The sequence below is a fragment of the Streptomyces sp. NPDC001828 genome, assembly GCF_042892175.1.
In the GTDB taxonomy this organism is placed as follows: Bacteria; Actinomycetota; Actinomycetes; order Streptomycetales; family Streptomycetaceae; genus Streptomyces.
In genome coordinates this window covers 379,170-403,324 of record NZ_JBIATV010000008.1, presented here as the reverse complement: position 1 = coordinate 403,324, position 24,155 = coordinate 379,170, and the positions used below count along the sequence as shown (strand labels likewise).

At 68.0% G+C, this 24,155-nt stretch carries 28 protein-coding genes; 13 read left to right on the top strand and 15 right to left on the bottom strand.

Going from position 1 to position 24,155, the window contains the following annotated elements; translation table 11 throughout:
- The 3 genes from ACFYZA_RS24025 to ACFYZA_RS24015 form a co-directional block, all read left to right on the top strand.
- Positions 1-251 (top strand): iron-containing redox enzyme family protein (locus ACFYZA_RS24025; RefSeq protein ID WP_388492692.1); only part of this gene is annotated, 251 nt, incomplete at its 5' end.
- 302 nt (positions 252-553) lie between these two features.
- Positions 554-880: a plasmid stabilization protein gene (locus ACFYZA_RS24020; RefSeq protein WP_388492690.1), complete on the top strand. Its 327-nt coding sequence runs from the start codon at positions 554-556 to the stop codon at positions 878-880.
- A 577-nt stretch (positions 881-1,457) separates the two neighbouring features.
- A complete protein-coding gene (locus tag ACFYZA_RS24015; protein ID WP_388492688.1) occupies positions 1,458-3,050 on the top strand; it encodes an ISL3 family transposase in 1,593 nt (530 codons plus the stop codon).
- A gap of 124 nt (positions 3,051-3,174) precedes the next feature.
- On the opposite strand, the gene ACFYZA_RS24010 is transcribed toward ACFYZA_RS24015, so the two are convergent.
- The gene (locus ACFYZA_RS24010; RefSeq protein WP_388492686.1) at positions 3,175-3,900 is read right to left on the bottom strand and encodes a DUF4241 domain-containing protein; all 726 of its coding nucleotides are present in this window, start codon (positions 3,898-3,900) and stop codon (positions 3,175-3,177) included.
- A gap of 377 nt (positions 3,901-4,277) precedes the next feature.
- A complete protein-coding gene (locus ACFYZA_RS24005) occupies positions 4,278-4,757 on the bottom strand; it encodes an ATP-binding protein (protein WP_388492684.1) in 480 nt (159 codons plus the stop codon).
- A 140-nt stretch (positions 4,758-4,897) separates the two neighbouring features.
- On the opposite strand from ACFYZA_RS24005, the gene ACFYZA_RS24000 reads away from it, so the two are divergent.
- The gene (locus ACFYZA_RS24000; protein WP_388492683.1) at positions 4,898-5,242 is read left to right on the top strand and encodes an STAS domain-containing protein; all 345 of its coding nucleotides are present in this window, start codon (positions 4,898-4,900) and stop codon (positions 5,240-5,242) included.
- Between the two features lie 92 nt (positions 5,243-5,334).
- On the opposite strand, the gene ACFYZA_RS23995 is transcribed toward ACFYZA_RS24000, so the two are convergent.
- Positions 5,335-5,529: a DUF6381 family protein gene (locus ACFYZA_RS23995; protein ID WP_388492681.1), complete on the bottom strand. Its 195-nt coding sequence runs from the start codon at positions 5,527-5,529 to the stop codon at positions 5,335-5,337.
- 460 nt (positions 5,530-5,989) lie between these two features.
- A complete protein-coding gene (locus ACFYZA_RS23990) occupies positions 5,990-6,163 on the bottom strand; it encodes a CsbD family protein (protein ID WP_388492679.1) in 174 nt (57 codons plus the stop codon).
- Between the two features lie 251 nt (positions 6,164-6,414).
- Here ACFYZA_RS23990 and ACFYZA_RS23985 point away from each other — a divergent pair, with 251 nt between their 5' ends.
- Positions 6,415-6,576, top strand: coding sequence for a DUF5670 family protein (locus ACFYZA_RS23985; RefSeq protein WP_388492678.1), 162 nt, complete (start codon positions 6,415-6,417; stop codon positions 6,574-6,576).
- 410 nt (positions 6,577-6,986) lie between these two features.
- Positions 6,987-8,147: an aromatic acid exporter family protein gene (locus ACFYZA_RS23980; protein WP_388492677.1), complete on the top strand. Its 1,161-nt coding sequence runs from the start codon at positions 6,987-6,989 to the stop codon at positions 8,145-8,147.
- 249 nt (positions 8,148-8,396) lie between these two features.
- On the opposite strand, the gene ACFYZA_RS23975 is transcribed toward ACFYZA_RS23980, so the two are convergent.
- Positions 8,397-9,047, bottom strand: a complete 651-nt coding sequence (locus tag ACFYZA_RS23975; protein ID WP_388492675.1) for a type III effector protein — start codon at positions 9,045-9,047, stop codon at positions 8,397-8,399.
- A 128-nt stretch (positions 9,048-9,175) separates the two neighbouring features.
- Here ACFYZA_RS23975 and ACFYZA_RS23970 point away from each other — a divergent pair, with 128 nt between their 5' ends.
- The 3 genes from ACFYZA_RS23970 to ACFYZA_RS23960 all read left to right on the top strand — a co-directional run bounded on the left by ACFYZA_RS23970 (position 9,176) and on the right by ACFYZA_RS23960 (position 10,680).
- Positions 9,176-9,610, top strand: coding sequence for an Hsp20/alpha crystallin family protein (locus tag ACFYZA_RS23970; protein ID WP_388492673.1), 435 nt, complete (start codon positions 9,176-9,178; stop codon positions 9,608-9,610).
- Positions 9,611-9,749: 139 nt separating this feature from the next.
- A complete protein-coding gene (locus tag ACFYZA_RS23965) occupies positions 9,750-10,145 on the top strand; it encodes a DUF2267 domain-containing protein (protein ID WP_388492671.1) in 396 nt (131 codons plus the stop codon).
- A gap of 103 nt (positions 10,146-10,248) precedes the next feature.
- Entirely contained in the window at positions 10,249-10,680 is a 432-nt protein-coding gene (locus ACFYZA_RS23960; RefSeq protein WP_388492669.1) for a DUF2267 domain-containing protein, read from the top strand.
- Positions 10,681-10,960: 280 nt separating this feature from the next.
- Here the strand turns inward: ACFYZA_RS23960 and ACFYZA_RS23955 are convergent, their stop codons facing one another.
- The 5 genes from ACFYZA_RS23955 to ACFYZA_RS23935 form a co-directional block, all read right to left on the bottom strand.
- A complete protein-coding gene (locus ACFYZA_RS23955; RefSeq protein ID WP_388492716.1) occupies positions 10,961-11,359 on the bottom strand; it encodes a molybdopterin-binding protein in 399 nt (132 codons plus the stop codon).
- A gap of 142 nt (positions 11,360-11,501) precedes the next feature.
- Complete coding sequence (locus ACFYZA_RS23950; protein WP_388492667.1) at positions 11,502-12,221, bottom strand: glycosyltransferase; 720 nt, start codon at positions 12,219-12,221, stop codon at positions 11,502-11,504.
- Positions 12,218-12,805, bottom strand: a complete 588-nt coding sequence (locus tag ACFYZA_RS23945) for a class I SAM-dependent methyltransferase (RefSeq protein WP_388492715.1) — start codon at positions 12,803-12,805, stop codon at positions 12,218-12,220. Before ACFYZA_RS23945 ends, ACFYZA_RS23950 begins: the two co-directional genes overlap by 4 nt.
- A gap of 35 nt (positions 12,806-12,840) precedes the next feature.
- Positions 12,841-13,605, bottom strand: coding sequence for a PIG-L deacetylase family protein (locus ACFYZA_RS23940; RefSeq protein ID WP_388492665.1), 765 nt, complete (start codon positions 13,603-13,605; stop codon positions 12,841-12,843).
- A complete protein-coding gene (locus ACFYZA_RS23935; RefSeq protein WP_388492663.1) occupies positions 13,602-14,645 on the bottom strand; it encodes an acyl-CoA dehydrogenase in 1,044 nt (347 codons plus the stop codon). Before ACFYZA_RS23935 ends, ACFYZA_RS23940 begins: the two co-directional genes overlap by 4 nt.
- 437 nt (positions 14,646-15,082) lie before the next feature.
- Here ACFYZA_RS23935 and ACFYZA_RS23930 point away from each other — a divergent pair, with 437 nt between their 5' ends.
- Positions 15,083-16,036 carry an SDR family NAD(P)-dependent oxidoreductase gene (locus ACFYZA_RS23930; RefSeq protein WP_388492661.1) on the top strand — a complete coding sequence of 318 codons (954 nt, stop codon included), beginning with the start codon at positions 15,083-15,085 and terminating at the stop codon, positions 16,034-16,036.
- A gap of 154 nt (positions 16,037-16,190) precedes the next feature.
- Here the strand turns inward: ACFYZA_RS23930 and ACFYZA_RS23925 are convergent, their stop codons facing one another.
- From ACFYZA_RS23925 to ACFYZA_RS23910, 4 genes are all read right to left on the bottom strand, one after another.
- Positions 16,191-16,694, bottom strand: a complete 504-nt coding sequence (locus tag ACFYZA_RS23925; protein WP_388492659.1) for an STAS domain-containing protein — start codon at positions 16,692-16,694, stop codon at positions 16,191-16,193.
- A 374-nt stretch (positions 16,695-17,068) separates the two neighbouring features.
- A complete protein-coding gene (locus ACFYZA_RS23920) occupies positions 17,069-17,269 on the bottom strand; it encodes a transposase family protein (protein ID WP_388492713.1) in 201 nt (66 codons plus the stop codon).
- 365 nt (positions 17,270-17,634) lie between these two features.
- Positions 17,635-18,042 (bottom strand): acyl-CoA thioesterase, encoded by a 408-nt coding sequence (locus ACFYZA_RS23915; RefSeq protein ID WP_388492657.1) that lies wholly within the window; start codon positions 18,040-18,042, stop codon positions 17,635-17,637.
- A gap of 105 nt (positions 18,043-18,147) precedes the next feature.
- On the bottom strand, positions 18,148-19,584 hold the full coding sequence (locus ACFYZA_RS23910) for a helix-turn-helix domain-containing protein (RefSeq protein WP_388492656.1): 1,437 nt from the start codon (positions 19,582-19,584) through the stop codon (positions 18,148-18,150).
- An 846-nt stretch (positions 19,585-20,430) separates the two neighbouring features.
- Between ACFYZA_RS23910 and ACFYZA_RS23905 the strand changes: the two genes are divergently transcribed.
- From ACFYZA_RS23905 to ACFYZA_RS23895, 3 genes are read left to right on the top strand one after another with little or no spacing between them, the layout of a single operon-like run.
- Complete coding sequence (locus ACFYZA_RS23905; RefSeq protein ID WP_388492654.1) at positions 20,431-20,943, top strand: hypothetical protein; 513 nt, start codon at positions 20,431-20,433, stop codon at positions 20,941-20,943.
- Positions 20,930-22,210 (top strand): MAB_1171c family putative transporter, encoded by a 1,281-nt coding sequence (locus ACFYZA_RS23900; RefSeq protein WP_388492652.1) that lies wholly within the window; start codon positions 20,930-20,932, stop codon positions 22,208-22,210. Before ACFYZA_RS23905 ends, ACFYZA_RS23900 begins: the two co-directional genes overlap by 14 nt.
- A gap of 6 nt (positions 22,211-22,216) precedes the next feature.
- Positions 22,217-22,663, top strand: a complete 447-nt coding sequence (locus tag ACFYZA_RS23895) for an NUDIX domain-containing protein (protein WP_388492650.1) — start codon at positions 22,217-22,219, stop codon at positions 22,661-22,663.
- A 63-nt stretch (positions 22,664-22,726) separates the two neighbouring features.
- Here the strand turns inward: ACFYZA_RS23895 and ACFYZA_RS23890 are convergent, their stop codons facing one another.
- Entirely contained in the window at positions 22,727-23,632 is a 906-nt protein-coding gene (locus tag ACFYZA_RS23890; RefSeq protein WP_388492648.1) for a helix-turn-helix domain-containing protein, read from the bottom strand.
- Positions 23,633-24,155: the final 523 nt, after the last annotated feature.

The window sequence follows — 24,155 nt, the reverse complement described above, 5'->3', positions numbered from 1 at the left end:
CGGGGTCGGCCGCCGAACACTTCTACGCGGAACACGTCGAGGCGGACGCGGTGCACGAACAGGTGGTGCGGCACGAGGTGGTGGCCGGCCTCCTGGCCGACGAGCCCTTCCTCGACGCGGACATCGCCTTCGGCGCGGACGCCACAGGACTGGTCGAGGACCGCCTGGCCGGACACCTCCTCGCCGCGTGGAGCGAGGGACGCTCGGCCCTGTACGACGGCCGCACCACCAGAGACCGACAGCTCTCCTGAGCCCTGGGCTTCGCTGCCCCCTATGAGCCCGTCTTGCGAGGTGCAACGAAGGCGGAAGCCGCGGTCGCAAGGCGCCCGCGGTCGCGGTCACGGCAATAGCCGTGCTCGTTCGGCGGGATGTCGGGGGTTAGGCATCCAGGCGCACCACCCAGTCGGGCTTCGCTCCTCGCGGTGGGCGGGGTCCTGACGTGGAATGGAGCTGGCGGGTCGCCCTCGTGCTTGGGTGTAGATGATGGGGCACCCGCAGAGATATGAGCCGTCACCACGGATGGCTCCCTCAGCCTAAGAATCAGGAGTGAGTGATGCCCCGAGGCTCCAGTCCCAAGCGGGAACGGCAATACGAGCACATCAAGGAAAACACGGAGGAACGAGGCGCCTCGTCCAAGCGAGCCAAGGAACTCGCGTCCCGGACAGTCAACAAGGAGCGTGCTCGTTCGGGCGAGTCCAAGACTGCGAGCAAGACCTCCACGCAGGACAGGAAGTCGACCTCTCAGCGGGGTGGGGAACGCTCGCACAGGGGTCCCCAGGAGCCTACGAAAGACCAGCTGTATCAGGAGGCCAAGAAGCGCAACATCCAGGGCCGCTCCTCGATGAACAAGCAGGAACTGCGCACGGCGCTCGGCCGTTAGCGACTGGTGCGAGGTTCCCCCTGCTCCCGCGACACGCGACCTCCAGCGGTCCCAAAGTAGGTGAAGTTGTGCTTGCGGAGGCCGAAGCCAGATGTGCGGCTGGTTTGCTGACGGTAAGGCAGATCTGACGGCCGTACCCGTGAGTGGCAGAGCCTTCCGAGGCGGCTCTGCCGTACGTCATTCGCGAAGGACTCGACGATGGCGCGCGACGGCGGGCACCCCAATGCGGTTGCCTGCGCGACCGCTGCCATGGACATCCCCCGGCCAGGCCGGAGCCGAGCACGACGGCGAGGACCCGGGTGCTCACGTGGCGGAACTTGGCGGCGGTCACGGCGCCCCCGGGCAAGGGGAGGAAGCTGGCCCTCCGCGACACGAAGCCGCCTCCCGTACCGGACGACAAACGCCTCCCCTACTCGGTTCTGGCACAGATCTTGGGGAGCAGTCGCGGAGCGTTACCTCGGTGCTCGATTGTGAGAAGTCGGCTCGTGCGCCATGTCGCTGACAGCCGGAAGTGACGCTCCCTCAGGTTCCTCCCGTTCGCCGCTGTGGTCGGCAGTGGACGGTGATGGTGCTGGTCATGCAGACCAACGCACTGCTCTGGAGCCCGCTGGTGTTCGAGGAGATCGCCGATGTGGAGGTCGAGGCGGTTACGGCCGCCTTCGGCACGATCGAAGTAGTGGCGAGAGGTCACGCAGGCGGCGCTTCCTGCCCGGGCTGCGGCCGCTTCTCGGACCGAGTCCACGACCGTTACCAGCGCAGGCTGAGGGACCTTCCTCTGGCTGACCAGGGCCTTGTGATCCGGCTGACGGTCAGGCGCTTCATCTGCGGGTCGGGCGACTGCCCACGCCGGACGTTCGCCGAGCCGTTCCCCCGGCTGACTGTCCCTCACTCACGGTTTACCTCGCGGCTCAACCGCGCCCTGGAACGGGTGGGGCTCGCCCTGGCGGGGCGGGCTGGCGCTCGGCTGGCGGCCCAGCTGGGCTTCGGTGCGGGACGGATGACCTTGTTACGCAGGGTCATGGCACTGCCCGACCCGCGGTTCAGCACTCCGCGGGTACTGGGCGTGGACGACTTCGCGCTCCGTCGCGGCCAGACCTACTCCACCGTGCTGACCAGCGTCGAAGACCGCCGCGTGGTCGATGTTCTCCCAACGCGAGAAGCCGGGCCACTGGCCGACTGGTTGGACCGCCATCCCGGCGTGGAGATCATCTGCCGGGATCGGGCAGGCGCCTACGCCGAGGGCGCTCGACGAGGCGCCCCCGATGCTCTGCAGGTCGCTGACCGGTTCCATCTGTGGCAGGGCCTCGGCCGGGCGGTAGAGACCTGCGTCGCCGCTCACCGCGACTGCCTGCGTACCCCGACACCCAGCGGCGTGCTGCCGCAGGACAACCCACCGGCTTCCAATCGGCCGAAGGACGACTCGGAGCCCGTCGGCCGACGGGCCGAGCGAAAGAAGGCAGCACACGCTCTCGTCCACGAGATGCTCGCCCAAGGCCACTCACGCCGGGCAATCGCCCGGCACCTGGGCTGGGGCCTCAACACCGTCCTCCGGTACGCGAACGCCGCACACTGGCAGGAGACCCTCCGCGAGAACCGGCCTCGGCCCAGCAGACTGGACCCCTACAAGCCCTACCTGGAACGACGATTCACAGAAGGATGCACCAGCGTCACCCAGCTCCACGACGAGCTGGTTGCCGAGCAAGCACCCGTCACCTACGGCATGGTCCGAGCCCACATCGCCACCTTGCGCGGGGCTCCGTCCGTAGCACCGCCACGGCCGCCGACGGTACGGCAGGTGACCGGCTGGCTCACCCGCCACCCCACCGCTCTGACCCAGGAAGACCGCATCGGCCTGAAAGACGTCCTGGCCCGTTGTCCCGAACTGGACATAGCCGCCGGACACGTCCGTGATTTCGGCGAGATGCTCAGCGGCCGCCTCGGCACCACGCTCCCTGTCTGGATCAGCACCGTCGAAGCCAGCCAGCTACCCGGCCTTGCCGGCTTCGCACGCCACCTGCTCCGGGACCTCGACGCTGTGACCGCCGGCCTCACTCTGGACTGGAACTCGGGCAGCATCGAGGGAGCCGTGAACCGCATTAAAAAGATCAAGAGACAGCTCTACGGCCGAGCCGGCTTCCACCTGCTTCGGAAGATGATCCTGCTGCAGTAGCGCCTCGCCGTGGCTACTCGGGGTGCGACTCCCGAGACCTCTCCTCAGGCTGCTCACTCCTAGTGAAGGCGAGCCGCCACGTCCGGCTGTGCGACTTGCAGGACAGGGAGAGGCGGCAGCGACGTCATGCTTTGGCGTCGGGCATGCCGCTGGTGACGACGATCGCCGCCACATCGCCGGTCTTCGTGCGGCCCAACCAGACGACGCCGCCCGACTCGGCCCCGAACGTGACCAAATCGGCTTGCTGCGACTCGTCGCGTACCCGTTCGCACCCGTCAGCCAACTGCTCGGAGTCGCGCGGTGCAGGAACCCCGTCTATGAACGTGCGAAACGGTGCGGACAAGGTCGTCCACGCGCCTGCGTCGGCGAAGCAGCCGACATTGGCATCGGAGAAGAAGCGGGGCTCCTCGCCCGGCTGAAGCCGGGCGATGTTGTCCTCGACACTCAGGCCCATCTCCCATCCGACGACAGGGTCGTCGCTGATGCACAGGCGCGTTGCGGCGCACTCAACGCCGTCGACGTGCTCGCCCATGAACTCGTACGGGCCCGCCGTCCACGCGATCTCTACCCGGTAGACGCCCGGGGGAATGCGCACCGCCAGCTCCCGCGGGGGCCTGGTCGGCAGCCCCCTCTGGTACTCCCAGACCTGGTCGTCGTGCCATGGTGCATCGACGACGAGCCGGCCGCTCGGTACGCGGATCGTCGTCAGCTCCTCGATGCCCGTCACGACTACCGGCGTCGTCGGATCGTCGTACACCGTCCCAAGGTGAGCACCGGGCGTGAAAGCCGCCTCCAAGTACCAGGTGGCCTCAGGCCCGGCTGCCAGCCGCGCGTCCCTGACCCACTCCATGTCTCACTCCCTCCTCGCCACCCGGCCGGGCGGTCAACGGAAAGCTACGTGGGCCCGCTGACATCGGCACTTCTTGCATCGTCGCAATCCGTGATCGCTCCCCAAGATCTGTGCCAGAACCCCCTACTCACCGACATAGCCAACCCTGCACCGCGCAGCCCTGTGCCGAAGTAACTAGGTCCCTGGACCCAATGCCAGAGGTCAGACAGGTACTGACGTACTGCGCGGCCGGACCCGTCTGGGCCGAGCCTGCGCACCGACTCCGGCCAACGACGCGCCCGCCAGTAGCCACGCCCACAACGCCGTGGCCCTCATTGTCTCGCACCGCTCTGGGCCACCAGCAGCACAACAGATCACGCCGGCCATGGCGATTCGTGTCAGGTGGCCTTGTGGTGCTCGGGCAGGTCGGGGAGGGTGACGCCGACGGTGATGCGTTTGCCGACAATTTCCTTCCGCGCTTCGAAGCTCGCGGCCACCGCTAGCACGATTTCGAGACCGTGCTGCCCCACCCTGCCGGCATCTGCGGCACGGGCTATCGGCAGCACGGGGTCGGAGTCCCATACCGAGATCTTCACCGTCTCGCCCTCGATCCTCAGGCTCAGCAGGAGAGGGCCTGGTGCGTATTTCAGCGCGTTGGTGACCAGCTCGCTGACGACCAAGGCCACTATGTCCTGTGACCGCGGGGCAACCGGGACCCCGTGTTCGTCCCGCATGAGGATGAGGAAGTCCGCAGCCAAGTGGCGGGCTTGGGCGATGCACGCACTGTCGCCCTCCAAAGCCGCACTGGTCTGGAGCGTCCAGGAGTCGGAGGCTTCCCCGCCTTCCTCCACCGGGCCTCTCTCCTGAACGACTGCCATAACTCCCCCTCGGAACGTCAAGCGAGTACCCCCGCGCGCACAGAACACACCGGCCTCATTTCCCATGTCGGCGGCGGTACCGACCGGACACTGAGTGTGCCAGGATCCTCCGCATGGCTGAATCGGAAGGTGCAACGAGGGTGGAACACACCGAGCTGCTGTCGGCTGTGGTCTCGGAGACCGACGGCATCCGCGTCGTCGCTCTGGCCGGAGAGATCGACCACCAGACGGGCAGCATCCTGAGAGCGGCACTCGATCCGGCAAGCGCGCCCACCGCGCGCATTGCCGTTGATCTGCGCCAGGTCTCCTTCATGGACTCCAGCGGGATCAACATCCTCGTCACGGTTCACAACGCCCTCACCGAAGCAGGTGGGTGGCTGCGTCTGGCAGCCCCCACCGAAGCTGTGATGCGCGCCCTCCATATCGTCGGCATCGACTCCGTCATCGGCACCAGCGCAACGCTCGAGCAGGCCCTCACCTACTGACGCAATGCCTTCTGGGGCGCAGCCTGCTACGCCGCGCCCCAGATGGGGAGAAGCCTGAGATGCCGACCGCACCGCGGGACGAGTTCTCCTGGTTACTGCGAGCTCGGGCCGCCGCTTTGAAGGTTCATGCGGCCTGACCGCTGGCTCTGCTCCTCCGCCCTGCGGGCTTTGGCCCTCAAGCGTCGGCGCTGCTCCGGGTCGGTGGCCCGCTCGGCCGCCTCCCCCAACTCCCGTGCCCTGACCTGCAACTCGCGGACCAGGACACGGTATTCGTCTTCGATACTCACGCTTCGCTCCTGGATGCGGCGATGAAGGGGCGGCCGGTCTGCTTCCCCTTGAGTCTCTGCGCGGGCGCATCCTTGGTGGCTGGGCTGCCTGCTTCGCCCTGGCCTCGCCCCGCTCGGCCTTGCCCGTCGACCGGAGGTCGTCCTGACCCGAGGCATTGCCGGCGGTCTCCCTGACTCTGCCGACCGCTTCCTGCGCCTTGCCCTGCATCTTTTTCATTATGACCTCCTTGGCCCCCCACGGCGCAGCGGACGCGTGCGCCGTCGCTGACAGCCTCAGCGATCCCGGGCCACCCGGCATTTGGAGGTCCGCCAAGAGCACGGAGCCGGGCTGCCTCGCTCAGCACTGCGGGCCTGCGAAGGCAGACTGGGCAGAACTCGGCGAATACGTACCGCATGCCGGTGGCCGGGGTCGTACCACCTGGTATGGCCCCGGCCACCGGGTGAATCGGAGCGGTGCGGCTCAGTCCCTGAGGACGTCCTTCACCTTCTCCTTGGCCTCTCGGGCGTCGCCCTTGGCCTGCTCGGCGTGGCCTTCGGCCTCCAGGCGCTCGTTGCCGACCGCACTGCCGGCCTTCTCCTTGACCTTGCCCTTGGCCTGCTCGACCTTGGACCGCGCCTTATAGTCGCCTGCCACGGCACTCAACCTCTCGGCACGATACGAGTATTGCTCGAGGAACCGGCTGTCCCGGATAGGTCTCCGGAAACACCGCGTGGTTGCCTATCCCGCCGGGATGTTGTGCTGCTCCGCCGCCCGCTTGGCACCCACTGCACTCGACCAGCGGAAAGACATGGCCGATTGCCCGGTTAAGAATCTTATAAACAGCCCTATCGGGGCCGTGTAGCCCTGCTGCGGCGGGGCATTCGATGGCTCGGAGGTTGATAACTATGGTTCCCCTGCTTCTCGTTCTTCTGCTGGCTCTGATCCTCTTCGGTGCGGGTTTCGCGCTAAAGGCCCTGTGGTGGATCGCGGTCATCGTGCTGGTTGTTTGGCTGGTCGGGTTCTTCGCCCGTCCCAAGGGAGGAAGCGCGCGCTGGTACCGCTGGTAGCCGTCGGCCGCGCGGACTCGACGTAAGAGGGGCTCCCCACCCGGTCAAGGGCGGGGAGCCCCTCTTACGTGTGCCCGCGCGAGTAGGGAGAAGCTCCGTGAAGGGTGGGGCATGCACAGATTTGTGGGTATCAGGAGCGAATGGCCGTGGCGTCGGCCTCCGCGCATTGGGACCACGCCTCCAGGAAACCGCCGCCACGGCCTCAAGCGCCCAGTGTTCACACTCCGCGCTGCGGACGCCGTCGGCAAAAGCTTAGGAAAGCTCCCGTGCGACGCCATCAGTCAGAACATCCCTGAGAGAATTCCGGTGGAGAAACCAACACCGTCGGCGGTCCCCTCCGGGATCCTGGAAGACACGCCCATGGTAAGTACGAGTCACGAGTACCGGGATAGGGAAGGTACGCAGGAACAGTGAAATGGTGGCACAGGCTGCGGCACGAGGCCGGCGCCGTCAAAGGCTCCCTGCAACGCGCTCTCGCGGGCCCGGGGCCCGAACGCGACATGGGCGTGCAGGCGCTCAAGGCCGCAGGTGCGGCGCTCATCGCATGGCTGCTGGCCGGCTGGTGGTGGCAGGCCCCGATGGCGCTGATGGCGCCGTGGACAGCGATCGCCCTGGTGCAGAGCACGGTGTACCGCTCGGTGCGCGCCGGCGTGCAGCAGCTGGCGCTCATCACGTCCGGCACCCTCATCGCCGCGGCGGCGGTGTCGGTGACACACAGCACCACGGCCGCGATCGCGCTGGCGCTGCCCCTCACCACGCTGCTGGGGAACTACACGCGCTTCGGCGAACAGGGGCTCTACGCCTCCAGCACCGCCCTGTTCGTCCTCACCTACGGCACCTACAGCGCCACCGACATCGGACACCGGCTTATGGAGAGCCTGCTCGGAGCGGTGGTCGGGATCGTCGTGAACGCCCTGGTCCTGCCGCCGGTGCATCTGCGCGGGGTCCGCGACGTGCTACCCGGGCCGCCGCGGCAAGCCGCCCGGCTGGCCCGGCTGATGGCCGACGACCTGGAGGCCGGCCACGGCTCCGACCACGCACAGCAGTGGAAGGCGCAGTCCGACCGCCTCACCCAGGCACTCGCCGATCTGCGTAGTGCCCGTAGCTGGACCCAGGAGAGCCTGCGGTTCAACCCTGGGCACCGCCTGCGCCGCCCGCCCGGCGCCCTTCCCGCTCCCGCCTGGGATACAAGCTGGGAGCGGATCGCGCACCACTTGAGCTCGCTGGCCGGACTGCTCGCCGAAGGCACCCGTGATGAGCCGGCCCTCGCCGCTCCCCCGACCGACGTACCCGCCCGCGCAGCTCAGCTGCTGCGCGCGGTCGCCGACGTGTGCGACGGAAACGTACTGAACCTCACCGAGCCTTGGCACGAACAGGACGACGGAATTGAGGAGGCGACACAGCGGGCCCGTGACGCGCTGGAGCAGCTGAAGCTCTTCCTCCTGGCCCAGGACGACCGCGAGACCGAGGCCGTCGTCGGCGCCCTGGTCGCCCGTGCCCAACAGCTCATCCACGACCTCAGCCACCTGAATCAGCCCAGTACGAGCACAGAGACCTCTCTGAGGCAATAAGCGCAGGTAGATACGGGGTCCGCTCGGGAGCGCAGTGGGCACCCACGCACGTTGGCGGACGCTGCTGCAAGCCGGGCCGAGCGCAGAACCGGAGCTACACTTGAGGCCCTGCTACGCGCCCGGCAGCGCGGTCCCTGCGAGCATCCGGCGAACGGACACCGCGCAGGGCAGCCCTCCTACCGTGCGTCGGAGCCCCGGCTGGCATAGCGCTCGTGCTTCTGGCCCCGGTGCCTGCGTGCGATCCCTGATTCAGTGTGGTCCGTTGCCGGCCCAGCGGAGTTGGTCGGCGTGGTCGGTGATGGTGGTGACGCGGGCCGCGAGGTCCGGGTGGTCGGCTTCCAGGTGTATGCGCGTGTCGGCGAGCGGGGCGACGAGGAGGGCCGCGTCGTTTTCGGCGAGCGTGTCGTTGAGCTTGGCCAGCGAGGTGCGGGCGCGGGCGGGGAGATCCGTCAGTGCGCTGATCTGGCCTGCCAGTTGGCGCAGTTCACCGGCGTTGGTCCGGGCCCAGGCGGTGACGGTGCGATCGGCAGCTCGGCGGTCGCGGGTGGCCTGTACCCGCTGCTCGCCGGTCTCGCCGGGGGCTCCCGGACGTACGCGCAGGTAGCGGCGCTCGGCGGCCTGGCGGCTGGCGACGCCCAGCGGGCCGGCGAGATCGGCCCAGCTGGAGCCCGCGGCTCGGGCCGCTTCGATCAGGCCTGGCTCCCACCCGGCGAGCTGGTCCCGCAGTTCCCGCAGCATGAGCAGAGCGGCCAGCGCCTGCTCAGCGCTGGCCCGCCCACCCTTCGACGGCGGCCCCGTCTGGGGAGTCTGGGCGGTGTGCACGGCTTCGTTGATCGTGTTCAGCGCTGCTTCCGCGGCGAAGAACGAGGTGGGGTCGCGGGGCTCCGAGGAGACACTCACGAGGGCTCCTTCCGGTCGTCACTGTTTGGATGACATCGGAACTTGTCATCGTTTCGATGACATGTTACAACGGAGGCAGACCAAGCGCATTGGCAGTCACTGCCAGACCAATTGGAGGTGTTTTCGCGATGTTGATGCGCACCGACCCGTTCCGCGAACTCGACCGTCTCGCCCAGCAGCTCACGGGCACGACCGGCACGTGGTCCAGGCCCTCGGCGATGCCGATGGACGCCTACCGCGAAGGCGAGGAGTACGTGATCGCCCTCGACCTGCCCGGCGTCGCGAAGGACGCGATCGACATCGACGTCGAGCGGAACATGCTCACCGTCAGGGCCGAGCGCCGCCCCGCCGTGAAGGCAGACGACGTACAGATGGAGCTCTCCGAGCGGCCGCTGGGTGTCTTCTCCCGCCAGCTGGTGCTCGCCGACACCCTCGACACCGAGCGCATCACCGCCGACTACGAGGCGGGCGTGCTGACCCTGCGGATCCCCATCGCCGAGCGCGCCAAGCCCCGCAAGATCACCATCGGCGGACAGGCCGAGCACAAGCAGATCAGCGGCTGACAAGCCCGCCTTCGGCCGAACCTACGACGGGGGACGGGCCCGCTCCCTCAGGTCCCGTTCCCCCACACAGGAACTCGCTCCCCGCATTTCTCCGTGTCCCGAATCCCGTCCCTCGCATCACGACGCAAAGGGGGAAGTGATGACCATGCGTTGGGAAGCGTTCCTCACCCAGGTGCAGGAGCGCGGCGAGTACACCACACCCCAGGAAGCCGAGCGCGCTGCGCGTACGGTGCTGGCGCTGCTGGGCGCGCATCTGGTGGGTGAGGTCCGGGCCGAGCTTGCCGCCCGGCTCCCCGAGACCTTCGCCCTGATTCTCCTCAACCCGCTGCGGGCCACCGAGCCCCTCCCGCCGGAGCGCTTCCTACGGGCGACCGCCGCGTGGATCGAGGGAGCCACCGAACACACCGCGACCTGGGACGTCAGCGCCGTCCTGAGCGTGACCGCCGACGCGGCAGGCGAAGACCTGACGAACCGCGTCCTGCTCCAACTTCCCCCGGGCTACGACCTCCTCTTCGGCCGCCCCCAGCACACGTAGGGCGCCGATCAGGCACCCCCCCCCTGACCCTGCGCCAGACCGGCTGCCGCCCCCAGCCGGTTCTGCCGCCCCTCCCCTGCAAGCGAAAGGCAACCGCTTTCCGATGTTCTCGCTGCGTGAACCCGCCGCCCAGACCGGCATGACCTTTCACCAGATGACCGAGAGAATCCGCTACGAAGGCGCCTACCCCACCCGGGAACAGGCAGAAGACGTCACGCGAGCGGTACTGGGCGCACTCGGCCGTCAGCTCACCGGCGCTGAACGCGTCGAGCTCGCAGCCCGCCTTCCCGTCGAAGCCGCCCTCGACCTCACCTCCCAGATCCCCGACGCCCAACGGCTCACCGGATGGAGTTTCGTCAAAGACCTCGCGACCCGCAGCGGCGGCACACTTGCGACAGCCCGCTGGGACACGGGGACGGTCCTGCGCATCGTCGGACACCTCGCCGGCCCCGACCTCCTGGACCGCATCCTCACCCAGCTCCCCTCCGGATACGCCCTGCTATTCGGCCGCGCCGAACTCACCCAGGCCGCCTAGCAGACGTCAAGCCCAGGCAGATAACAGGGCCAGGGCCAGGAAACGGCATCGTGCAGCTGCCCGGTGCTGAGAATCCCACCCCTCAGTGCAGACCGCGGTTCCGTTGGCCTCTGTCCTACAGTGCCCGAATCCTTGCCGCTGCCTCCGCGACCACGACTGCGGAATGGATAAATCTACATAGAAATACACGTGCGCAGCCCGCCCCAAGGCCTGGCACCACCTGGGGAAAGCTCGTGGCCTCCGGCGGCTGAGGGGGGCCACAGCGTACGGGGCAGACAGGTCAGGTGCGGTCAACGTGGACGCTGGTGGACTTCACCCGGGCGGTTGCCTCCATCCCGACCTGAAGGCCCAATTCCTCGACCGCCTCGCGGGTCAGCAGCGACACGAGCCGGTGCGGGCCGGACTGGATCTCCACCTGGGCGTCGATCGCACCGAGCTTTACCCCGGTCACGATGCCGGGAAAGGCGTTGCGCGTCGAGGTGGTGGACGGCTCGTCGTCGCGAGCGGCGTTCTCCTGAGCCAGTTGCACACAGAACGCGGCCAGGCCGACCCCGTCGACCACCCGACGGGTCCCGTCGTGATGCGTGGGGAAGCGTCCGGCATCCGCCCACCGGCGCGCGGTATCGGTGCTGACGCCGAGAAGGACCGCAGCTTGACCGATCGTGTATGAGGTACTCACAGCGGCCACCGTAGCCTCCCCGCGCCGCGCCTTGCCTGTGTCCCGTCGCTCCATCGCATGGGCCCGTACGGCGCGGTGAACAGTCTGTCTTTCCCCGGTGAGTGCCGGCCTTCTTGCCCTGAGGGCGTGGTGAGGCCTGCCGTTATTCGACGGCGGTCTGGCCGTGAGTGCGCAGGGCCAGGCTGGTCAGGTGGTCCGCGAATCCGCCGTGCGCGCGGCCTTTCAGGCGCGGCGAGGTGCGAACCGGGCAGGCGTCGGTGGCGAGAACGCGGTGCCCTGCCTGTCGCAGAGCGGCGATCAGGGCGTGGTCCTCGCCGACGCCGAGGGGTGGAAAGCCGCCGGCAGCGAGGTAGGCGGCCGCGGTGAGGCCGAGGTTGGCGCCGTGGACGTGCGGGTGGTCCCATGTGCCGCGGTGCGGCTTGCTGGTCTCGTACCCGATCTGGTGGACGGGTGTGAGGGGTGAGGCGGGTGGCAGTGCGACGGTGCCGACCACGGCTTCCCAGCCTTCCCGGGCGCGGGCCAGTTGGTGGGCGAGCCAGTTCGCCGGGACCTCGCTGTCGGCGTCGGTGGTGGCGATCCACACGTGGCCGGGGGGCGTGTCCAGTTCGCGCAGGGCGTGGGTCACTCCGGCGGCACGGGCGCGTCCCGGGTTGCGGCAGGACACGGCGACCACTTCGGCGCGGGCTTCGCGTGCGAGGCGGGCGGTGCGGTCTGTGCACGCATCGGCGACGACGACGGTGAGGACGCGGACCTGGTGCAGGCCCGGGTGCCGGCCCGCGGTGCGGACTGCCTTGAGAGCGGCCGGCAGCAGGGTTTCCTCGTTGCAGGCGGGGATGATGACGGCGACGGCCCGGATGCTCACGCCAGGCCCTCCCGCTCGGCGGGTGTGGGCGGCCTGCTGCCATCCGGCCGCAGGCGCTGATGGATCTGCAGGACGAAGTCGTTCTCACGGTGATCGGCCAGCAGATGCATCCCCGGCAACCGGGACAGGGTTTCGGCGATGCCGCTCCCGGTGGAGAGGTGCTCGTCGACAGGGTGGTTCCAGTGCACGGTGGCCAGGGTGCCGCCGGGCTCCAGGGCTGTGACCGTGTGTTCCAGCACGCTGTCCAGTGTGGCGGCGTCGAGGTAGTAGAGCAGTTCGGAGAGCACGATCAGGTCGAAGGTGCCCTCGGGCCACTGTGCGGGAATGGTCATCTGCTGGACGGTCACCTGGCGAAACTCTCTGGTGCGCTGCTGCGCGGTGCTGACGGCGTCGGCGACGCGGTCGCAGGCGAGCACCGTGTCGCAGCGGGTCGCCAGCCTTCGGGTGAGTTCCCCTACGGAGCAGGCGGGTTCGAAGGCTCTGCGGTAGTGCTCCTGCGGCAGGGCCGCAACGGTCAGGTCGTATTTGCGCCGCTCGTACCAGCGCTCCGCGAGATGCCAGGGGTCGGCTGTATGGCGGTACATGTCGTCGAAGTACGCCGCGGGCGTCGAGTCTGCGGTCACGTGAAGAACACCTCGATGTCGCGCAAATGGTGGGCGAGTTCGTCGGGAGGCAGGACCGCGGCATCGGCCTCGCCCGGGCCCAGCGGATGGATCTGGGAGACGAAGCAGCCCACTGACTTCCGTTTGAGCTCCGGGATACGGTCCGCCAAAGCGACCGCCACGGCACGGTCCCATGGCACGCGGACATCGTCCGGCCGGGCCCAGTGCCACATCCACACCGGATACATCCAGCAGTCCACGGCCGCGGCTCGGGCCGCGGCCAGTGCGGCCCGGCCGGCGGCCTCGTGATCGCTGTGCACGTCACCGGTCCAGGGCGCCAGACACAGCCGCGCCCCCTTGAGGAGCGGCTCGATCGCTGCCGCGACCTCGTCCTCGTGGGCACCGACCCGGGTGTCGGCGACCTGGAGGCGGACCACGTCCGCGTCGGGTGCGCCGAGGGTCGTCAGCGCCTCGCGCAGTTCCTTGGCCCGGATGGCGGCCAGCTGGGCGGGGGTGACGCGGCTGCTGTGAGGGTGGGACGCTTCGCCGTCGGTGACGGACACCACGGTGAATCGGGCACCGGCGGCTGCCAGGCGGGCGATGGTCCCGCCCGCGCCGAGGACCTCGTCGTCCGGGTGGGCGGCCACGATCACGATCCGCCCGTCGTGCGGCAGGGCCGCTGCCGGCAGCCGCTCCAGTCCGCTCCAGGCACGCCATACCCGCTCCGGCGTGCCAGGGGCCTGGATCGCGTCCGCGGGCGAGCCGGGCGTCGATCCGGTCACTGCCACTCCCCCGATTCCGCGGCGAGCCGTCCGAGTTCCGCGAGGTTGCGTTCACCGTGGTGCTGGCGGATGTAGACGGCGAGGTCGGTCGCGTGACGGGTATGGACCGGGTTGTGGCACAGCGGTTCGGCGCCGGTGGCGCGGCCGACGTGGGTGAGGACATCGGCGCAGACGGATTCGATAAAACCGCGCACCCGCAGGCTCCGCATGCGGCCCGCGCCTACCGTGTCGTCCGGGTCCTTGTCGATCTCGTCCGCGGCCTGGGCCAGGACGGCGCCGGCCGCGTGCAGGCGCATGTCGACCGCGCCCAGATGGGCATCGGTCAACGGGTTCGCGCCGCGCTGAGCCGCCATGGCGGCCAGGGTGCGCGCCACGGCCCGGGCCCCGCCGTACCAGCAGGCCGCGACGCCAATGCCACCGTGCTGGAACCCAGGCCGCTCCACGTAGGCCTCCACGCCGCCGACCGGGATCGCGCGCACATCGGTGAAGATCACGTCGGCGCTGTCGCTGGCCGCCATGCCCAGCGCCTGCCAGCTCCCCTCCACCGGCCGGCAGCCCGCCGAGCCGGAGCCGAGGCCGGTCCTGACGGCGAAGAGCCGGCGGCCATCGTCGGCCAGCGCGGTCACCAGCGCGTTGGTGCAGCTGTGCGCCCCCGAGCAGTAGCGCTTGCGCCCGCTGATCACCCAGCCGTCCGCGCCGAGCGAGGCAGTAAGCCCCGGCCCGGGCGGCTCGGCAGCCCACACCCCCCACCGCTCACCGGGGGCAGCTACCGGCCCGCCCAGCTCGGCCAGGATCGCGACCGCGTCGACATGCCCCTCCACCAGGCGCACCAGCGAGAGATCCTCCTCGGCCACCTGGGCCAGCGCCAGGAACCTCTGCACGGTCCGGCCCGTCCCAGGCAGCGGAACGTCCAGCCTCCCACTCGCGATCTCATCCACGCAGCGGGCGAACGCGGCCGCCACCTCCCGGCAATGGCCGGCCGACGTAGCGGCAGCCCCTGCACCCGGCAGCGCTGGCCCTGCACATTCGGTGTCTTGCATCGCGGTCCTTCCTGCCCAGGCACGCTGCGGGTGCGGGCTCGCATACGGCTCTCGTGGCGTACCCCTGGGACGGCAGACGATGCGTGTGCCCTACGGGGCATCCCGAGAGTGAGGCCGCCTTTCATCCTCGCCAGCGGTCCGGCTGTCCGCATCGCGGCGCGGCAAGCCATACACCGACCAGACCGCGCGGGCGCCAACCAGCGCGCAGGGCGCGGATCTCCTCCTTCTGACGGGGCATCTGCACATACCAGCGCCCGATAATGGGCCAGAGCAGCGACCGACCCGCTCACAAGGGACTACCACGCTGCGGTCCCGGGCGTCTTCGCGCTCCGGACGGATCGCAGTGGGCAGGTCCGGATGTTCTGATGAGGGTAGGGGCGGTATCCGGGGGAACTGGAAGCACGCCGTGCAGACCGCGCTCTACCCGGGAGACGTTGATGTCGCGTTCCAATCGATTCGCCGGCCGTACGGCCCTTGTGACAGGGAGCTCGCGCGGCCTGGGCCTCCTCCTCGCTCGCGAACTCGCCGACCACGGCTGCCGCATCATGCTCTGTGCCCGGGGAACTGACGGCCTCGCGGCGGCGGAGGAAAAGTTGCGACAACGCGGCGCAGACGTCGCCACGCAGACCTGTGACATCACCAGTCCCGACACACCCCAGCTCCTTCTGGATGCCGTCCACGACCGGTTCGGACGTCTGGACATCCTCGTCAACAACGCGGGCATCATCCAGGTCGGCCCCATGACCACCTTCGAGGAACAGGATTTCCGCGAGGCGATGGAAGCGATGTTCTTCGCCCCCTTGCGTCTCGCGAAGGCGGCTCTGCCCGATCTGCGGGCCGGCGCAGGAACGCTGGTGAGCATCTCCTCGATCGGCGGCAGGATCGCCGCACCCCATCTACTCCCCTACGCCGCAGCCAAGTTCGCCCACGCAGGGTTCTCCGAGGGCCTACGAGCGGAGATCACCCAATCGGGCGTGAGCGTGACGACCGTCTTCCCGGGACTCATGCGCACCGGCTCACACACTGCGGCCCGCTTCTCCGGACGCCCGGGCGCCGAGTACAGCTGGTTCGCGGCGGCGGCCTCCCTGCCCCTGCTGTCCATGGACGCTGAGCGCGCGGCCCGGGCCATCGTCCGCGCCGCCGAACGCCGACGTCCCGAACTCGTCCTGACACCGGCCGCGAAAGCCGCCGTGCGCCTCAAGGGCCTGGCACCCGCCACAACAGCACGCCTGCTGAGCACCGCAGGACGCCTGCTGCCCACACCCGGCAAGCAGCCCTTGCACAACGTCACCGGCACCCAGGCCTCACGCCACTCCAACCTGCCTGGATGGATCAACGCCCTCGGAGACAAGGCCGGTCGCCGATTTGGCGAGCCCAGGACTGAAAGCTAACGAGTGCAGGAAACCCTGATCGTCCAACCTTTGCGGTTGAACAAAGAGACTCCTGGTGCCGGGAAAAGACGTGGGTAACGGGCCTTTTCCTCGATCGAAGAGCGCGCCTGAACGTCCCTGTCCTGGGAGTGCAACCTTGGAGCCGTCGTGGCAGTCACCGGCCCTCCAACGTGCTGGGCGCCCTGAGCAAGGTGTGGGCGCCGCTGCTGTGCAGGAACTGGGTGACCCGGTGGCTGGCGGCGGTGATGCGCAGGCGGCGGCCGGCCCGCTGAGCAGCGAGGTAAGCGGCCAGGAGCGCATCCAGACCGTGACGGTCGCAGTCGGTGACTTGCGCGAGGTCGATCAGGAGGGTGCTGCGCTGCGAGGTCAGGGCGGTGATCAGCATCTCGTGGAGCACGTCAGCGCTCTGCGCGTCGATGTCTCCGCGGACACGGACCTCCACCGTCGCGGAGTCCGGACCGGGCCGGACCTCGACCTCGAGGGCGGGGTCGCCCCCGTGGGCGGACGCGGTCATCGCCGCCTCCCCTCGCATGAGGCTGCTGGGTACTTCTATCAGCATGGTCAGCAGATTCCCGGCGCACGTCAAGAAGTACACGAAACAGCCGCCGCGCTGGCCCGTAGGACCCGACCGCTGGTCCAGGTCTGCGGCCTCACTCATGCAGCCGGGGCTTCGTCCACGGCGTGCATACCCGCATCGCTCGCGCATCTCCTCGTACCACTCGGGCGGGTTTTTCTTGAACTTGCGGTGTGGCGGCGTCACTACGCGCCCGCCGGTCTGGGTACCCAGCCCCTGGTAGCCGACATCGGCCAAGATCTCCACGGCGGGCCCACGACGAGTGGCTTGACCAGGCCCAGCTTCCAGGCGTGGGTGATGTCCGCGCAGCTGTCCGGCTCGGCCGGGTTGCAGAACAGCAGCCGCCCCTCGGCGTCCGTGACGACCAGCGACTACACAGCGTCCTGCTTGTTCTGCCGGAGATGAACCTCTCCCGGTTCCTGCGCCCGGCAGCCGGACAGCGCACACGGGCCTCGGTCTCATCGATGATCCCGGTGCCCCCATCGGCGCCGATGTAGTCGATGGCCTCGGCGAGGGTGCGCAGCCGCAGACCGGGCGCGATCGTGCAGCCCCGCTCGGCGAGCAGTGGCCGCACCACCGATCGCACGTGTAATGGTGGAGCGGTCGACACCGAACCAGCAGGCCAGCACGTCATGCGTGACGCCATGCCGGAGAAGCACCAGCGTGGCCAACAGACGGTCGACAAAGACTAGTTTGTGTTTGGCCCCGGCACCCAGGGCTCGGCGGCGAGGCCGCGCGCGATGAGTGCCGCCTGGTGACGCTCGTGCCACAACGGGCCGATCTCAGCAAAGAGTTCAGCGATCACGTCGGGCGACAGCCCCGTGATCCGCTTGCTTCGGATGATTGCCGCACAAACCCGGTTCCCCACCACAGACCATAATCAACGACCAAGGTCTCGGCGCGCCACCGCCAACCATGCACGAGCTCGTACGGCCCGTGAACTTCCAGCACCGTCCGACGATTACGCCACGAGATCAGCACGCTACGCAGCCAGGGCGCCACTACGGGCCCAGCGACAGTGAGGTCAGACCACGCTGTATCGCGCGAAGAAGTCGGCTTCGGCTTCGGAGATGCGTCGCGGTGTGCTCGTTTCCAAGTTGTAGGCGGCCATCTTGGTCACGGCTTCGGCGTACGTGGTCACGCCGTCCCGGATGGCGTAGCCCAACTCAAGTCGCGCGCCACGGCAGGTGATGACCCAGACGTCCACGCTGACAGGCTCGTCGCGGTATTCCAGTGGCGTCTTGTAGTCGATGACGGACTGCTTCACCACGAAGGCGTGTCGTCGCCGCTCGGACTCGTCGGCCGGCATTAGCTCCTGGACCATGCGGGTCCGCGCTTCCTCGATGTACTGGAGGAATTTGGCGTTGTTGATGTGCCCGTAGGCATCCATGTCGGCCCAGCGTAGGGGGCACTGGTAGGTGTAGCGGTACACGGGTGAACTCCTTCTGAGGGAAGGGAAAACAGCCTCCAGCCATCGCCGATATGGCGACTACTACGTAAGCGATAGAAGTCATTACGTCTGAGGGCTGGCGAGAAGTCAGCTGGCTTCGCAGGACGAGTTCTTCGGCTCCGGCGGGAGGCAGTCCGACCCGAACAGCTCCGCGAGGATCTCGCGCAGTATGCCCTGCTCCAGGTCACGGTCGCCGAGAAGCTGCGCTATACGGGCCACAGCAGAGTCATGGTCAAGCGGAAGAGCCAAGCGAACCAGCTTCTTCATTTCCGCTCGCCGCTCCCCGACCCAGTTCTCCCGCGGAATCCGCGCTATGACCGTGCGCGGAGCGACCTGCGTGACGCCCCAGCGGCCGGGTGTCTCCGCAACAGCCCACACGACGCTGCGTTTCGTCGGCGATAGCGTCAGCTGCGCATCTCGGCCCAAGAGGCGGCTAAGGGCCGGCAGCGGTACAGCGCCACCTCCCGCCTGGGCCGCAGCCTCCTCTGCACTGTTCACCACGAGGCGGGCATGGCGGGTGCCCTTGGCGCGGTGGCGTTCGGCCGCAGAGATCCGCTCTTGAGCAAGGTCCTTCTCGTGCGGCGCGTTGTGCGTTTCGTCCGCCCAAGCGCCTCTCGCGCCGCCGAGTGCGTCCTGCTTGGCATCCAGGTCGGCCTCGACCCAGGTCATGACGACAAAGCGGCAGTCAGGCATGATCGCCGGGTAGGCCACGTGGCTGACGATCTCGATCGTCCGATAGTCCAGCGTGGGGACCGTTGCAAGGAAAACATGACCGTCACGGTGTACGACCATGTCGCGGTCCGTGTCCCAGATCTCACGGATCTCGGGGTTCGCCTTGACATCGTCGATCAGTTCAAGGAGGTCAGGGTCATCCCCGTGGGTGGTCTGCGCGAAGCGCAGCATGCGGACGAAGACTCGTGCGTGCTTGTGCCAGTCGTGGTATGTGGCGCGTCCCTCCTCGGTGGTGAGTGCCCAGCGGATCAGGTTGGCTTTGGGCTCCATCACCCAGGGCCAGATCTCGGCCATCGCCTGGTTGTAGGCGAGGATGTTCCAGTTTCTGTCGGACAGGTAGGTCGGCGAGGGCATCTGCCGGTCGATGAGCAGACGCAGTGCCGGACCGACTTCGGGCTGCCCCTCCGCCGTTGAGTTACGGAGATATGCGCCGACGCTATAGAGCATCAGTGCGTGGCGTCCGTCAGCGTCCAGTTGCAGGACCGCCGCCAAGGCATCGCACTGCGCCTGGTCGAACTTCGGGGTGGCTCCCCGCTCGATGGACCCATACGTTCGCAGGCTGATGCCCAGAGCCCGGGCCACAGGTCCTTGATTGAGGCCGCGGGCATTCCGCCACTGTTTGAGCATCCCGCCGAAGCCGATGTACTGGCCGGATACGCCCTTGGGCGGCTCGGTCGGGGCCTTTTGCCCGGCGGCCTTCCCGACGTCGCCGGAACCGCCGCCATCTCGCCGCATCGCGGCCATCAACATCGCCCTCTCAGTCTTCGCGCCCGCATGCCGGGTTTCAGGCATGAAAAAAGGAGGCCGCCTGATCGCCAGCCCCCTCACTGCCCCCGTACGACCATACTGGACATTTTGACCTACATCACCCCCGTGGCTCACGCCACAACTCAAGGGGTCAAGGCCATCGCAACAGGAAACGTCGCAGGTCAAGCGGCATGGGCATCCAATCGCGAATCAGGCATCCGGCCTCACGGCAGGGTCCAGGCAAGGGAATCGGCAAATATTTGCCGATTTTCGTTCACTCCAGAGAACAGCCCTTACCTGTAGCCCACAGGGAAAGATCATCCGTGCTCCACAGCGCGCCAATTAGCGCTGATGGAAGGCGACTTGCGCCTCCTCGCATGCTGCGACGGAAAGCTAATCGCGGTTAGACCAACACAGCCAAACCGGGACATTGGTGCGCCGTTGACTACCGCTAAGTCCCTGGCTTGAATCTTTTCATCAGCGGGTTCGACCGATCCGCTCTCACTTAGCTCACCTGCCAGGGTGATCGTTTTCCTTGAACCTGATTCACAGATCGGTCGGAGGCGGAGGTCCGGTGTCTGGCGTGCCTCAGGCGCCGAGCCTCACGACTGGCCCTTGCCGTGCGGACGGGGGTCACAGCACGACCCGCTTCACTACGCCAGCTGCTGGCGCGACGGCGGGGGATGAGTGGAAGGAAGACCTATGTGGTGGCGAGACGGCAGCCCGGCGGTGCGGTCAGGGTCGCTCTTCTCGAAGATGTCCCGTCGGCCAAACGAGCGGCTGCGTACGGGCTGGAGGCAAGGTCGACCAGTTAGGAAGAACGCAGGTCCAGGCTGGGGGACGGTTGATCGGCTTTCGCTTCGCCAGGAGTGCCGGAGGCTACTGGCCGAGATGCCGGTGCCTCGCCCCTTCTCTCTGGACGCTCTGATCGCCGGCATCGAGGCCGAGCGCGGCCGGCGCATCAAGCTGGTCGCGATCCCGGACCACCTGCTGGCCAACACGGACGTATGCGGCCTGTGGCTCCGACTGAACGATACTCCGGTCGACTTGATTCTCTACGTCGAAGGCACCACAGCCTTTCACCGCCAAAGGATCATCCTCCACGAGCTCGCTCATCTGTGGTGTGACGACGTCGGCGAGCCCAGTTTCACGGCCCTGGCCAGGCTTCTGCCTGACCTTCCTCCGAACGTGCTGCACCGCCTCACGGAAAGCGGCCGGGGTATGGCCCGGCATCGCTACGACACCGCGGTCGAGAGGCGGGCCGAGATGCTGGCTGACCTGCTTCACCACGAGGCATACGGCACCGACTACATCGAGGACTCCGTGCTCCGGCATCTCGACGAGGACTTGTCGTACCTCAACTTCACCCCCCGCACTCCCCGGAAGAACCGTGCCCGTCTCTAATGCGTTCGTCTGCCTCATCATCGCGCTCCTGATCCTGCAGGCCGCTATCCGTCTGCCGGGCGTGCTGCGCGGCCGCCGTCGTGAGCGCTCACTGTGGGGCGCCTTCGTCACCTTCGCCGTGGCGTGGTGGCTACGCACGGACAGCGGTCGCGCCGTGATCGACCCACTCGGCATCAACGACCTCCCCACCCTCCTCAAACACGTCTTGGCAATCCTCGGTATCTGCGTGCTCCTGACGTACATCACCGACGTCTACAAGGACGAGGACGCCACCGCACGCCACATCAAGATCACCTCCTGGGTGCACCGCGTCGCCGCCCGGGCTTCGCTGGCCACCGTGCTATGCCTGGTTGCCGTGTTTGCCCTCGCCCTGAACCGCTCGAAGACCGCCGCTGACAGCCCCTACTTCATGGGCCGGCACGCCGGCGAACCGGGCCTCGCCCTGTATCTGGGCCTGTTCAACTGCTACATGGCGTCAGCCGCCGCAGTGTGCTCCTACCAGTGGGGGCGGGCAGCACGGCTCGCGCGGCGCCGTAGCTTGCGAGCCGGGCTGACCATGATGGCCGTCGGTATGGCGCTGCTCGTCCTCTACGCCGCCCTGCGCACCGTCTACCTCGTGGCGATCACGGTCCATCCCGCCGCCGACGTGGCCGGCACAGCGCAGGAGCACGTCACGGACGCCCTGCTGTATGCGGCGTTCCTGCTGTGGCTGCTCGGCTCCATTACGCCCGCCACCCGGGCGTTCGCCTCCAGGGCCCGCGCTCTGAAGGCCATCGTCGGCCTGCACTCTCTCTGGCGGGACCTGGTCCTGGCCGTCGACGGCGTCGCCCTGCACCAGCCGAGCAGACTCCGAAGAGCGCATCACGTCGGTGCAGCCGTAAACACGGTGCGCGACATCGTCTCCCATGACGCCACGCCTCAGATCCGCCTGGGCCGCTACGTCACAGAGATTCGCGATGCCACTCACGAACTGCGCCGCCGCGCTCCCTCCGACCTCTTCCAGCGCGCTCGTCGGCTGGCGGAAGCAGAGGGACGCACCGCACTGGAGGCCAACGCCGCTGCCGAGGCGTACTGGCTGAAGGCGGCGCTCGCTACTGTCCACGCGCCGGCCGGGGTTCCCGTTGCCTTTCACACGGTGGGCGACGACTTCGCCTCAGAGGTTCCGTGGCTGCTGCGCGTCGCGCGCGCGTACCGGCAGGCCAGCCCCCACACGACCGCAATCCTGGATGCCGTGGCGCCCGCCTCGGTCTCCCCCACCGCAAAGTAGACGACCATGACTGCACTGACCGCCTCGGCCGCTGCCGTGTTCTTCAATCACGACGGCGAGGTCCTCATCGTCAACCCGACGTACAAGGATCACTGGAACTTGCCCGGAGGCGGTGTCGACGTCGATCAGGGAGAGACCCCCTACGATGCAGCCGTCCGAGAAGTCCGCGAGGAACTCGGAATTTCCCCGGCCATCGGGCGACTGCTGGTCCACGCATGGATCACAGTTCCTGGCAGGGGCGCGCAGGTGCTCTACGTCTTCGACGGCGGCATCCTGAGCCCCAACGATCAGGCGGCGATCACCCTGCAGGAGAGTGAGTTGAGCGAGTACCGCTTCTGCCCGCCCCGCGGCATGGACGACGGGCTCATCCCCCCGCACCTGGCCGACGTGTGGCAGCAGGTTCTCGAAGCACGCGACACGCAACGGATCGGTTACGTCCCCGTGCGGCTGTGAATGACCGGCCCGGCTGCGCCGTTAGGTGTGGGCCGGGCCGCCAGCCCTTGTCTGGCGCGGCGGTTAGGCCGGCCGACGCTGGTCGTGGTGCTCGGCAGCTTCGGTCCGGGCCTTGCCGACCTCCTGGTTGATGAAGGCCAGAAGCTCAGCCGAAAGACCGCTCTCTGCACCGCCTCGGGCGGCAATAGCAGCGACCTGATTCTTGAGCGCGAGCGTCTCCGCGATGATCCGCTGGACACCGGCATCGCCGGACCTGAAGATCAGCGGCGTGGTGTCCAGGGCCTCCGCGAGGGCGTCGAGAACATCGTCGGACGCACGGGCGACCGCACCTGTCCTCAGCCCACACACCAGGTCAGCCGTCAGGACGGGAGCCGTGACCCTGTTGTTGCCGCGCTCGGCGATCTCGGCGTCCGACAACGGGTCCGGCAGCTGCTGCAGGAGATACGTGATCTTCCCGTCAAGCGTGGCGGGCAGCGTCGTGTCGCTTGCCCCGCCGTAGGCTTCCGCTTCCGGTTCGCCCGGCTCCGGAACGTCGTGTCCGAACGAGCGTTCCTGCGCTCGCCGGAGGGCCTCTACGCTCACACCGTAGGCATCGGCCACGCCCTGTTCATACTCGGCCGCCAGCCTCCGCTGCGCGGTCTCCGCCGCGGCCACGGGGCCCGCCGTACTCGTCCTGGTCAGCTCTCGGGTCGCGGTCTGGGAATAGCCGGCGTCCGCCCGCAGGTCCTTGAGATCGGGACGCCCCACGCGCGGGAACAGGCGGTCCAGGTCACAGGAAAGGGCCTCGGCCAGCCGCGGCAGCTTCTCCGGGTCGGGCACCGATCGGCCTGTCTCCCAGGCGCTCACGCGCGCAGCGCTGACGCCCACGACGCGCGCGACGTCGCTCTGCTTGAGACGTCTCTCCCTGCGCGCGAGCAGCAGCTCCTGTGCCTCGAACCGACGGCCCGGCATCCACACGTCCTTCCACATCAATCCGAGGGTGTCCGGACCACTGTAGCCACTTGATCCGTAGACCAAACGAGGATAGTTTCATTTCACCGACGAGGTCAGGGTTTCGAGCTTGCGCCCCATCGCCGCGCCATCCGTATGCCTTCGCCGCCTCCGGCTTGAGCCGGAGGCGGCGAGATATGCAGACCGTCCATCCTGACAGGAGCCGCCACCGCGCGACGTCACTCGCTGCAACTAGTACAGAGATTAAGAACCAAGTCTGGATCTTGACGCCGCGCCCTGCGTATGTTCGTCGTCCCCCGGGCACCCCGCCCGGCACGAGAGATACACGGTGGCCCACAGGCCGAACGACCAGAGTCCGAAAACAGCGACGGCGCCCAGAGCGGCAACTCATGGACGCCGAACGCTAAGCGGCATACGCGCCCCGGCAAGGGCGGCGATTGCCCACCATCACCACGCTGAGTCCTTCCTAGGGGCGCACCAGCGTGGCAACACTGCAAAGGGGATTCTTGCATGCCTCCTGCCCTGCGCAAAAGGCCCTTCC